Raw genomic sequence first — 12237 nt, 5'->3', positions numbered from 1 at the left:
CACTTGGCCCACCGCCCCACCGTCGGTCCACCGGTTCCGTTACTGCACGACCGTGATCCGGTCGGCGGCCGGCGGCGTGATCGGCTTGGCCGCCGTCGAGTTCGCCACCAGGTAGGCGTTGAAGACATCCAGGTCGGACGCGCCGACCAGCTTGTTCTTGTGCTCCTTCAGCACCGGGAAGCCGTCACCGCCGCCCGCCAGGAACTCGTTCAGCGCGACCCGGTAGGTCTTCGCCGGGTCGAGCGCGACGCCGTTCAGCTTCACCGAGGCCACATCGATCCTGGCCGCACCCGTCTTCTTCAGGTCCAGCGTGTAGGTGAAGCCCCTCGAGACCTGAAGGATCTTCGGAGAGGCCTCGTTCGGGCCGCTGACCTGCTGCTGGAGCGCGGTGATCAGCTGCGCGCCGGTCAGGTCGACGACGTTCATCATGTTGGTGAACGGCTGCACGGTGAACGACTCGCCGTACGTCACCACGCCGTCGCCCTCGCTGCCCGAGGCCTTGAAGACCAGGTCGGACCTGATCCCGCCCGGGTTCATCAGCGCGAGCTGCGCCCCGCCCTTGTCCGCCGGTGCCAGACCCTCGAACTGCGCGTCCGCGATCAGGTCGCCGAGCGGCTTCTCGGGCGCCGTCGAGCCACGGCCGTTGATGTCGGCCGAGATCCAGCCCTGGGGGCGGTTCGCGACCGGCGCGGCCATCTTGTTCCAGCGCGCGATGAGCGCCGTCATGTCCTCGGCCTTGGCCTGGTCACGGCTGACGATGTGGTTCGCCGACGTCACCGACGTACGGACGATGTCCTTGGTGCGACGGTCGTACGTGAGCGTGGTGTCCGTGTAGAGCTTGCCGTACGAGGCCGCCGAAGTGACCATGCGCGGATTGCCGGCCGGGTCCGGGACCGTGCACACGTACGCCTGGTGGGTGTGGCCGGTGACCAGCGCGTCCACCTTGGGCGTGATGTTCTTGGCGATGTCGACGATCGGGCCGGAGATGCCGTCCCCCGCGCCCGGCGAGTCGCAGTCGTAGTTGTACGAGGAGGAAGCAGGCGAGCCGCCCTCGTGGATCAGCGCGACGATCGACTTAACGCCCTGGCGGTCGAGCTCACGGGCGTACTTGTTGATCGTCTCGACCTCGTCGTTGAACTTGAGGCCCTTGATGCCGTTGGCGTTGACGATGTCCGGCGTGCCCTCGAGGGTCACACCGATGAAGCCGATCTTGACGCCGTTCTTCTTCCAGACCGTGTACGGCTTGAGGATCGGCCTGCCGGTCTTCTCCTTGGTGACGTTGGCCGCGAGGTAGGGGAAGTCCGCGCCCTTGAACTTCTTCCCCGCCTCGTAGCAGCCCTCGACCGGGTGACAGCCGCCGTTCTGGAGCCGGGCGAGCTCGACCGCGCCCTCGTCGAACTCGTGGTTGCCCACGGCCGTCACATCGAGGTCGATCTTGTTGAGCGCCTCGATGGTCGGCTCGTCGTGGAAGAGCCCGGAGAGCAGCGGGCTTGCACCGACCATGTCGCCGCCGGCGGCGGTGATGGAGTACGGGTGCCCCTTGCGCGCACCGCGCAGTGAGGTCGCCAGATACTCGACGCCACCGGCCGGGATCGTCTTGACGGTGCCGTCGGCCTGCTTCTCACTGACCGACCCGGCCGAGCCGGCGGGCGGCTCCAGGTTCCCGTGCAGGTCATTGAAAGAGAGCAGTTGTACATCGACGGTGCGCGCGGGCTTGTGGTGACGGTCGCCGTGGTGGTCGCTGCTGGTGGTGGTGGCACCGGCCGGCATCGCGGCGACGAGCGCGCCGACGGTGGCCAGTCCCGCGGCGGTGGCGAGTATCCGCCGGGTTCGCCGGGCCGCGCGGTTCTTCTGTTGTGTCGCTGACATCTGTCCCCTTGTCAGTTCAGCGTGGTGTGAGGGCTGCGAGCGGCAGCCTAGAGTCAACGCGCGTAGCACGACAGGGGCTAGCGGGTTACGACCTGGTTGCCATCGTTCGTCAACGGGTGTTTCTTCGCGTATCACCCGCGCGGCGGGCATATACCAGCAGAAGCGCCACCGCACGGGCGGGCGCCGCACGTGCGTACGGCATGGAGAACGTGGTTGCGGCGAAGGCCCCGTCCCGGTTCGGGTGTCCGGACTGCCTCCGGCGGTGAACCGGCGGACAAATGCCGGGCCGCGCGGATCCCGCACCCCCCGCCCCCCGCCGTACCCTCGACCCATGACAGACGCAACAGCCGCACTCGAGCCCGGCCGGCAGATTCAGACCCTCGAGGAGCTCACCCCCGAGCAGGCCCAGGCCGTGCTCGGCATGCTCGGTGACGCCGCCCGGTCCGACGGGATGCAGGCCGTCTCCGAGCAGGGGCGGCTGCAGCTGCGCGGCGGGAAGCGGGAGGGTGTTCGGCATCTCCTCCTCACCGTCGCCGACCAGCTCGTCGGGTACGCACAGCTGGAGGACACGGACCCTGTCGAGGCCCCGGCCGCCGAGCTGGTCGTGCATCCCTCGCACCGTGGGCGCGGTCACGGGCGGGCGCTGGGGACCGCGTTGCTGGGAGCCTCCGGCAAGCGGCTGCGGGTGTGGGCGCACGGCGGGAAGTCCGCCGCGCGGCATCTGGCCCAGGTCCTCGGGCTGACCCTCTTCCGTGAACTGCGGCAACTGCGGCGGCCGTTGAGCCCGCTGGACATCCCCGAGCCGGTGCTCCCGCCCGGCGTGACCGTACGCACCTTTGTGCCCGGGCAGGACGACGCCGCCTGGCTCGCCGTGAACGCCGCCGCCTTTGCCCACCATCCCGAGCAGGGCTCACTCACACAGCGGGACCTCGACGACCGCAAGGCCGAGCCGTGGTTCGACCCCAAGGGTTTCTTCCTCGCCGAGCGCGACGGGCAGCTCATCGGCTTCCACTGGACGAAGGTGCACGCCGCGGAGCACCTCGGCGAGGTGTACGTCGTCGGCATCCGGCCCGACGCACAGGGCGGCGGCCTCGGCAAGGCCCTCACCACGATCGGACTGCGCCATCTCGCCGCCGAGGGACTGCCGACCGCGATGCTCTACGTCGACGCGGACAACACGGCGGCGCTGACGGTGTACGAGCGGCTCGGCTTCGTCACCCACGAGGTGGATCTCATGTACCGGACCGAGTCCTGACCGCGCCCGGCTCCGAGCCGTAGACCACCTGCGACCACGCCCCGCTCCCCGGCAGCGGCCCGATCCGCCTCGGCGGCGGGACGCCAGGACCCGCTCGCCGCGCACACCCCGCCGACGGGCCCGGCCGGGGAGCCGCACGCCGCACGCCAGTCGTCGGGTCCCGTACGACGAGGCGTCAACTCACCGTGCTGTTACGGCGGGACGGCCCGCTCGAGCACATCCGGCAGACGGCGGCCGTCCCGGGGAACTGCCCATGGCCCACCTCCGCGGCCCCGGCGCCGCTCACGCGGAGCGGGACGCGGAGGTGGCGGGCGGCATGACCGCGTTCGCCCCCCGGGGCCGACCCGGCCGGCCCGTCGGCTGCACCGGCGGCGCGCCGCCGGTCACCCCCGGTTCCGGATCCTGGGCCGCGCCGGCCCGAGCCGTCCTCCCAGGCATGGCGGACGGGGGTCTCCACGCCTGTGAGGGTCCTCGGCCGGGGTCCCGTAAATCCCCCGGCCGACCGCCGCTCACCACGACCGCGCCTGCATGTCATGTCGTCGTTACCGGGTATTCAGACACCCTTGCGACCCTCTCTCAATGCAGCCCGCTGTGCCCGCATCCCCCAACGGCAATATCCCCCTCGCCCCGACCGGCTCCGACGCGCCCGTTTCCCTCTCCACGCGGAACAATGGGTTTATGAGCCAGCAGCCCGCCGAGGTACCGGTCCAGCATCCCCAGCCGTCCGTCGGTTCCATCGCCGCGCACCGGCCGCACACCGTCGCGGCCACGGTGTCCGATCTCGAGCCTGACATCGATGCCGACCTCGACGCGTACGAGGAGGGCTACGAGGGAGACGGCGCCGAACTTCCCCAGGGCCGGTTCCTGGACCGCGAACGCAGCTGGCTCGCGTTCAACGAGCGCGTCCTGGAGCTCGCCGAGGATCCCGCCACCCCGCTCCTCGAACGGGCGAACTTCCTCGCGATCTTCGCGTCCAACCTGGACGAGTTCTTCATGGTCCGGGTGGCCGGCCTGAAGCGCCGTATCGCGACCGGCGTCGCCACCCGCTCCGCGTCCGGTCTGCAGCCCCGCGAGGTCCTGGACCTGATCTGGAACCGCTCCCGCGAGCTCATGGCCCGGCACGCCGCCTGCTACCAGCAGGACGTCGCCCCGGCGCTCGCCGAGGAGTCCATCCACCTCATCCGCTGGCCCGACCTCACCGAGAAGGAGCAGGCCCGCCTCTTCACGCTCTTCCGGCAGCAGATCTTCCCGGTCCTGACCCCGCTGGCCGTGGACCCGGCGCACCCCTTCCCGTACATCTCCGGTCTCTCGCTGAACCTCGCGGTCGTCGTGCGCAACCCCGTCAGCGGCCACCGCCACTTCGCCCGGGTGAAGGTCCCGCCGCTGCTGTCCCGCTTCCTGGAGGCCTCCCCGCAGCGCTACGTCCCCCTCGAGGACGTCATCGCCGCGCATCTGGAGGAGCTGTTCCCCGGTATGGAGGTGCTCGCGCACCACATGTTCCGGGTGACCAGGAACGAGGACCTGGAGGTGGAGGAGGACGACGCGGAGAACCTTCTGCAGGCTCTCGAGAAGGAGCTCATGCGGCGCCGCTTCGGCCCGCCGGTGCGGCTCGAGGTCGAGGAGTCCATCGATCCGTACGTGCTCGATCTGCTGGTCCGCGAACTGAAGGTGTCCGACGCCGAGGTCTATCCGCTGCCGGGGCCGCTGGACCTGACGGGCCTCTTCGGCATCGCGGCGCTGGACCGGCCCGAGCTGAAGTACCCGAAGTTCATCGCGGGCACCCACCGGGATCTCGCCGAGGTCGAGTCGGCCTCCGCGCCGGACATCTTCATGGCGCTGCGCGAGCGTGACGTACTGCTGCACCACCCGTACGACTCGTTCTCGACGTCCGTGCAGGCCTTCCTGGAGCAGGCCGCGGCCGACCCGGACGTACTCGCCATCAAGCAGACGCTGTACCGCACCTCCGGCGACTCCCCGATAGTCGACGCGCTGATCGACGCCGCCGAATCGGGCAAGCAGGTCCTGGTGCTCGTGGAGATCAAGGCCCGGTTCGACGAGCAGGCCAATATCAAGTGGGCGCGCAAGCTGGAGGAGTCCGGCTGCCATGTCGTCTACGGTCTGGTCGGCCTGAAGACCCACTGCAAGCTGTCGCTGGTGGTCCGCCAGGAGGGCGAGACGCTGCGCCGCTACTCGCACGTGGGTACCGGCAACTACCACCCGAAGACGGCCCGGCTGTACGAGGACCTGGGGCTGCTTACGGCGGACCCGCAGGTCGGCGCGGACCTCTCGGACCTGTTCAACCGGCTCTCCGGATACTCGCGCCGCGAGACCTACCGCCGTCTGCTGGTCGCGCCCAAGTCCCTGCGCGACGGTTTGATCGCGCGGATAAACAAGGAAGCCGCGCACCACCGCGCCGGGCGGCCCGCCTCCGTACGCATCAAGGTCAACTCGATGGTGGACGAGGCGATCATCGACGCCTGCTACCGGGCGGCGATGACAGGCGTGCCGGTGGACATCTGGGTCCGCGGCATCTGCGCGATACGCCCCGGCGTGCCCGGCCTCTCGGAGAACATCCGGGTGCGCTCGATCCTCGGCCGCTTCCTGGAACACTCCCGGATCTTCGCCTTCGGCAACGGCGGTGAGCCCGAGGTGTGGTTCGGCAGCGCCGACATGATGCACCGCAACCTCGACCGCCGTATCGAGGCACTGGTACGGGTCACCGATCCGGCCCACCGCGCGGCCCTCACCCGGTTGCTGGAGACCGGCATGTCCGACAAGACGTCCTCCTGGCACCTCGGCCCGGACGGCTCGTGGATCCGGCATCCGACGGACTCGGACGGCCAGCCGCTGCGGAATGTACAGGAGATGCTCATAGACGCCCGGAGGCGCCGGCGTGCACAGCCCTGATATCTCCCGGCAGGACACTGCCGCCGTCCCGGCCGGACTCCCGGCCACGGTCACGGCGGGCGAGGTCCTTGCCCGGTATCTCCATGCGCAGGCGGGCGACTTCCTGCGCAGTCTGCGGCTGCACAGCGAGAGCGGCGCGGACACGGCGGGCGTGGCGGCGGCAGCCCGCGCGCTGCGCCGGGCGGCCCGGCGGATCAGCGGAACGCTGCACACCTTCCGGCCGCTGCTCGACCCCGCCTGGGCGGACGGTCTGCGCACCGAACTGGCCTGGCTGTCCGCCACGCTGGCCCAGGAGCACGCCTGCACCTCACGGCTCGGCCGGCTGCTGGAGGCGCTCGCCCGGCTCTCGGGCGCCACGCCGCTGCCGCCCACGAGGGGGGAACCCGGCGCGCTCGAGACGACCATTTCCGGGCCCGGCGCCGAGACGCCCCGCAGTACCGGCACTCTCACGGTCGGGGCCGCGCGGGCCGGGGCGCTGCTGGAGCGGCAGCTCACCCTCGCCCGGACCCGCGCCCACTCCGCCGCGCTGCAGGCGCTCGGCTCCTCCCGCTTCCACGCGGTCGCCGACGCCGTCGCGGTACTCGCCTCTGAGCTGCCGCTCGGCCCGGCGGCGGACGCCCCGGCCGCCGAGGCCCTGGCGCTGCCCGCGGAGCTCGCCGAGCGCCGGTTCCGGGAGGCGGTGGCCGCGCTGCCGCTGACCCGCGCGGCGCATCCGTACAACGCGGAGGCCCTGGTGCACGGCCTCGCCGCCGCGTCGGCCGGAGAGGCGCAGGACGCCCCCTGGCACCAGGTGCGGTTGCTGCTGAGACTGCACCGGTACGCACAGGAGGTGCTGCACCCGAAGGCGGACCCGGTGCTGTGCCATGCGGGGCTGGTCCTCGACCGCCACCGCGACGCGGCCGAAGCCGCCGCGGCGGCCGCCACCGCGGCCCGCACACCACGGATCGCCCCGGCCACCGCGTACGCCCTGGGTGTGCTGCACGCCGATCAGCGGCACGAGGTCGAAGCCGCCCGATTCGCCTTCCAGCAGGTGTGGCAGCGGGCCGCGGCGGTGACCGCACCGTGAGGGCGGCGTCGTGAATCGCCTGGGGGACGACGTCGTGCCCGCCGCAGGCTGTGTGCTGTGGCGGCGTTCCCCGTACGGGGACGACGGCATCGAGATCTGCCTCGTACACCGTCCCAAGTACGACGACTGGTCGCACCCGAAGGGCAAGCTGAAGCGCGGCGAGGACCCGCTCTTCGGCGCGCTGCGCGAGGTGCTCGAGGAGACCGGGCACCAGTGCGTCCCCGGTGCCCGCCTGCCCACCGCCCACTACATTGCGAATGGACGCCCCAAGCAGGTCAGCTACTGGGCCGCCGAGGCGACCACGGGCACCTTCACCCCGAGCGAGGAGGTCGACCGCATCCTCTGGCTCTCCCCGACGGCGGCCCGCAACCGCCTCACCCAGCCGCGCGATCGCACCCTTCTGGACGCGCTGGTCGCGGCCCTCCACTCGGCGTGAAGGGCATATGGACGGGCACGGCGCGCGGCGACTCGGCGGCAGGCACCAGGCCGCCCGACACGGTTCACCTTCCGTTCACTCTCTCCCGTTGGCCGCTTCACCTGATCTGCCTAATTTCGGCCTTACACGGTGACCGGCACGTGCCGGTCCCCCCACCCCGAACCACGCCGCCACAGAACGCCAACGACACCCGGTCAGCGTCCGGCGGCTCCTGGAAGGAAACACCCCAAGTGAAGCTTCAGCGCACGAACGGGCTTCGCGCCACCGCGCTCGGTGCCCTCGCCGTGACCGGCGCCCTGGTTCTCACGGCGTGTGGCTCGGACGACAATGCGGGCGGCACCGGCGGCACGGGCGAGCAGACCAGCGCGGCGTCGAACATCAAGTGCGACGACGCCAAGGGCAAGCTCCTTGCGTCCGGTTCCAGCGCGCAGAAGAACGCCATGGACCTGTGGGTCAAGAACTACATGGCCGGCTGCAAGGGCGTGGAGATCAACTACAAGGCCTCCTCGTCCGGTGAGGGCATCATCGCCTTCAACCAGGGCACCGTCGGCTTCGCCGGCTCCGACTCGGCGCTCAAGCCCGAAGAGGTCACCGACTCGAAGAAGATCTGCAAGGGCGGCCAGGGGATCAACCTCCCCATGGTCGGTGGTCCGATCGCCATCGGCTACAACGTGCCGGGCGTCGACAACCTGACCCTGGACGCCCCGACCCTCGCCAAGATCTTCAACGGCAAGATCAAGAACTGGAACGACCCGGCGATCGCCGCCCTGAACAAGGGCGCCAAGCTCCCCGACAAGGCGATCCAGGCCTTCCACCGCTCCGAGGACTCCGGCACCACGGCGAACCTCGGCAAGTACCTCGGCGCCACCGCCAAGGCCGACTGGCCCTACGAGGCCGAGAAGAAGTGGCCGGCCCCGGGTGGCCAGGCCGCCTCCGGCTCCGCCGGTGTCGCCGCGCAGGTCAAGCAGGCCGAGGGCTCGATCGGTTACTTCGAGCTCTCGTACGCGACCTCGCAGTCCATCCCGACCGTCAAGATCAACACGGGTGCCGCCGCCCCGGTCGAGGCCAGCTCCGAGAACGCCTCCAAGGCGATCGCCGCCGCCAAGATCAAGGGCACCGGCAAGGACCTGGCGCTCGGTCTCGACTACACCACCAAGGCCGACGGCGCCTACCCGATCGTCCTGGTGACCTACGAGGTCGTCTGCGACAACGGCAACAAGGCCGACACCCTGGGCACGGTCAAGTCCTTCCTGACCTACACCGCCAGCGACGAGGGCCAGAAGCTCCTCTCCGGCGCCGGCTACGCCCCGATCCCGGCCGAGATCAACGCCAAGGTCCGCGAAACCATCGCGGGTCTGAAGTAACGAAACCGGCCGGCGGGGGCCCTGCGCCCCCGCCGGCCACCCATCCGGTGCACCGCCGCCAGGGGAGTCCGATCACTCCCCACCACAGACCGGAAAGATCATGGCTTCTACAACACCGATAGCTTCTCCTCCTCCAACGCCGGCTCCGCCGGTCAACAGGAAGCGCGGAAAGTCCACCGGCCGCGCCGGCGACAAGGTCTTTCTCGGCCTGTCCCGCGGCTCGGGCATCCTGCTCCTGGTGATCATGGCGTCGATCGCCGCGTTCCTCACCTACCGCGCGACGCTTGCCCTCTCGAAGGACGAGGGCAACTTCCTCACCACCTTCGACTGGAACCCGGCGGGCAACCCGCCGGTCTTCGGCATTGCGGTGCTGCTCTTCGGTACGGTCGTCAGCTCGATCATCGCGATGACGATCGCCGTACCGATCGCCGTCGGCATCGCGCTGTTCATCTCGCACTACGCGCCGCGGCGCCTCGCCGCCCCCCTCGCCTACGTCGTGGATCTGCTGGCCGCCGTGCCGTCGATCATCTACGGCATCTGGGGCGCCCTCTTCCTCGTCCCGTACATGGAGGGCCTCAACCTCTGGCTGGACGAGTTCTTCGGCTGGACGTACATCTTCGAGAAGACCGAGGTCGGCGTCGCCCGCTCACTGTTCACCGTGGGCGTGCTGCTGGCGATCATGATCCTGCCGATCGTGACCAGCGTCAGCCGCGAGGTCTTCCTGCAGGTCCCGCGGATGAACGAAGAGGCAGCCCTGGCCCTCGGCGCCACCCGCTGGGAGGTCATCCGGCTTTCGGTTCTTCCCTTCGGCCGCTCGGGCGTGATCTCCGCCTCGATGCTGGGCCTGGGCCGCGCGCTCGGCGAGACGATGGCCGTCGCCACGGTCCTCTCCCCAAGCTTCCTGATCTCTCTCCATCTGCTCAATCCGGGCGGCGGAACCTTCGCCCAGAACATCGCAGCGAAGTTCGACGAGGCCAATGAGCTCGGGCGCGACGCCCTGATCGCTTCCGGCCTGGTCCTCTTCATCCTCACACTGCTGGTCAACGGCGCGGCCCGCCTGATCATCGCGCGCCGCAAGGAGTACTCGGGGGCCAACGCATGAGCCAGGCAGCCATCAAGGACAGGCCCACGCCGACGCCGCCCGTCGGCAGGGGAAGCCTCAGCGGCCGGTCGCTCCCCCGCTGGGCACCCATCGCGTTCGCGGTCGTCTCCATCGCGCTCGGCGTCGGCATCGGCGCGGCGGCCGGCTGGGAGAGCCGCGTTCAGTGGGGCCTGATCTCGGCCCTCCTCTTCGTGACCATCTCGTACGTGGTGACCACCGCCGTCGAGAACAAGCGCCAGGCCAAGGACCGTCTCGCCACCAGCGTCGTCTGGGTGTGCTTCATCCTCGCCGTGATCCCGCTGTTCTCGCTGATCTGGGTGACCGTCAGCCGCGGTACGAAGGTGCTCAACGCCTACTTCCTCAGCCACTCCATGGCCGGCGTCCCCGGCTTCGAGCCGGGCGGCGGCGTCTACCACGCCATCATCGGCACGCTGGAGCAGGTCGGCCTCGCCACCGCGATCTCGGTGCCGATCGGTCTGCTGACCGCGATCTACCTGGTCGAGTACGGCAAGGGCGCGCTGGCCAAGGCCGTCACCTTCTTCGTCGACGTCATGACGGGTATCCCGTCGATCGTCGCGGGTCTGTTCATCCTCTCGATCATGCTCATCCTCGAGCTGCAGCCGTCCGGCCTGATGGGCGCGCTGGCACTGGCGATCCTGATGATCCCGGTCGTGGTGCGCTCCACCGAGGAGATGCTCAAGCTCGTACCCAACGAGCTGCGCGAAGCGTCGCTGGCCCTGGGCGTACCGAAGTACCGCACAATCCTCAAGGTGGTTATGCCGACCGCGCTCGGCGGTATCACCACGGGTGTGATGCTCGCCATCGCGCGTATCGCCGGCGAGACCGCGCCGATCATGCTCCTGGTCTTCGGCAGCCAGCTGATCAATACAAACCCGTTCGAAGGCGCCCAGTCCTCGCTCCCCTTCTACGTCTGGGAGCAGTACCGGGTCGGCAGCGAGGCGTCGTACGACCGCGCCTGGGCCGCCGCCCTGGTCCTGATCGCCTTCGTCATGATCCTCAATCTGGTGGCCCGCGGCATCGCCCGCTGGAAGGCCCCGAAGACCGGTCGCTGACGCGACCACGTGAAAGCGAAGTGATTCACATGGCCAAGCGCATCGACGTCAGCGGCCTCACCGCCTACTACGGCTCCCACAAGGCGATCGAGGACATCTCGATGACCGTGGAGCCCCGCTCCGTGACGGCCTTCATCGGCCCGTCCGGCTGCGGCAAGTCCACCTTCCTGCGCACCCTGAACCGGATGCACGAGGTCACTCCCGGTGGCCGCGTCGAGGGCAAGGTGCTGCTGGACGACGAGAACCTGTACGGCTCGAGCGTCGACCCGGTCGCCGTGCGCCGCACGGTCGGCATGGTCTTCCAGCGGCCGAACCCCTTCCCGACGATGTCGATCTTCGACAATGTGGCGGCGGGCCTGCGCCTGAACGGTTCGTACAAGAAGAACCGGCTGGCGGACGTCGTCGAGAAGTCCCTGAAGGGCGCGAACCTCTGGAATGAGGTCAAGGACCGGCTGAACAAGCCCGGCTCCGGTCTCTCCGGCGGCCAGCAGCAGCGTCTGTGCATCGCCCGCGCGATAGCGGTCGAGCCGGATGTGCTGCTGATGGACGAGCCGTGCTCGGCGCTCGACCCGATATCGACCCTGGCGATCGAGGACCTGATCGGCGAGCTGAAGGAGCGCTTCACGATCGTCATCGTGACGCACAACATGCAGCAGGCGGCGCGGGTCTCGGACCGTACGGCGTTCTTCAACCTGTCGGCGGTCGGCCAGCCCGGCAAGCTCATAGAGATCGACGAGACCGAGCGGATCTTCGCGAACCCGTCGGTGCAGGCCACGGAGGACTACATCTCCGGCCGCTTCGGTTAGAACCCGGTCATGTGGTGGGCGTGGGCCGGGGGCGTTGGTGGTTGCTCTCCGGTGGGTGGTTTCCACCGGCGGACCGCCGCACTCCTGGGGCGTACCGGCCACGGGCACACGGGCGGACCGTCGCACTCCTGGGGCGTACCCGCCACGGACACACGGGCGGACCGTCGCACTCCTGGGGCGTACCGGCCACGGGCACACCGCGGACCGCCACACCCCTGCGGTTACCGGCTACGGGCACGCGGGCGAGGCGCCGTACAACCGGTGATTGCCCGGTCGTGACCCCCTAACACGTCTCGCGGTGCTGCATGGCGGTGCCACCGCAAGGCGAAGGGCCCGCCCCCTCTCCCAGGGGGCGGGCC

9 protein-coding genes are annotated in these 12237 nt (G+C 69.8%); 8 read left to right on the top strand and 1 reads right to left on the bottom strand.

From position 1 onward, the window contains the following. Nucleotides 1–39: 39 nt before the first annotated feature. Nucleotides 40–1869, bottom strand: coding sequence for a bifunctional metallophosphatase/5'-nucleotidase (locus ACWDZ6_RS14915; RefSeq protein WP_451503162.1), 1830 nt, complete (start codon nucleotides 1867–1869; stop codon nucleotides 40–42). A gap of 331 nt (nucleotides 1870–2200) precedes the next feature. Between ACWDZ6_RS14915 and mshD the strand changes: the two genes are divergently transcribed. The 8 genes from mshD to pstB all read left to right on the top strand — a co-directional run bounded on the left by mshD (nucleotide 2201) and on the right by pstB (nucleotide 11878). After that, entirely contained in the window at nucleotides 2201–3124 is a 924-nt protein-coding gene (gene mshD, locus ACWDZ6_RS14910) for a mycothiol synthase (protein ID WP_451503161.1), read from the top strand. Between the two features lie 678 nt (nucleotides 3125–3802). Then, entirely contained in the window at nucleotides 3803–6031 is a 2229-nt protein-coding gene (locus ACWDZ6_RS14905) for an RNA degradosome polyphosphate kinase (RefSeq protein WP_451503160.1), read from the top strand. Then, entirely contained in the window at nucleotides 6018–7097 is a 1080-nt protein-coding gene (locus ACWDZ6_RS14900; RefSeq protein ID WP_451503159.1) for a CHAD domain-containing protein, read from the top strand. The genes ACWDZ6_RS14905 and ACWDZ6_RS14900 overlap by 14 nt, the downstream gene beginning before the upstream one ends. Before the next feature lie 19 nt (nucleotides 7098–7116). Continuing rightward, entirely contained in the window at nucleotides 7117–7533 is a 417-nt protein-coding gene (locus tag ACWDZ6_RS14895; protein WP_366734201.1) for an NUDIX hydrolase, read from the top strand. Nucleotides 7534–7763: 230 nt separating this feature from the next. Further along, nucleotides 7764–8897, top strand: coding sequence for a phosphate ABC transporter substrate-binding protein PstS (pstS, locus tag ACWDZ6_RS14890; protein WP_326650885.1), 1134 nt, complete (start codon nucleotides 7764–7766; stop codon nucleotides 8895–8897). 100 nt (nucleotides 8898–8997) lie between these two features. Beyond that, nucleotides 8998–9999 carry a phosphate ABC transporter permease subunit PstC gene (gene pstC, locus ACWDZ6_RS14885; protein ID WP_451503158.1) on the top strand — a complete coding sequence of 334 codons (1002 nt, stop codon included), beginning with the start codon at nucleotides 8998–9000 and terminating at the stop codon, nucleotides 9997–9999. Then, nucleotides 9996–11072, top strand: coding sequence for a phosphate ABC transporter permease PstA (gene pstA / locus ACWDZ6_RS14880; RefSeq protein ID WP_389181713.1), 1077 nt, complete (start codon nucleotides 9996–9998; stop codon nucleotides 11070–11072). The genes pstC and pstA overlap by 4 nt, the downstream gene beginning before the upstream one ends. 29 nt (nucleotides 11073–11101) lie before the next feature. Further along, on the top strand, nucleotides 11102–11878 hold the full coding sequence (gene pstB, locus ACWDZ6_RS14875) for a phosphate ABC transporter ATP-binding protein PstB (protein WP_389561320.1): 777 nt from the start codon (nucleotides 11102–11104) through the stop codon (nucleotides 11876–11878). Nucleotides 11879–12237 lie beyond the last annotated feature (359 nt).

Source organism: Streptomyces sp. NPDC002926 (assembly GCF_053591755.1).
The sequence above is the reverse complement of the archived record's forward strand: the minus strand, read 5'-3'. Positions and strand labels throughout refer to the sequence as shown.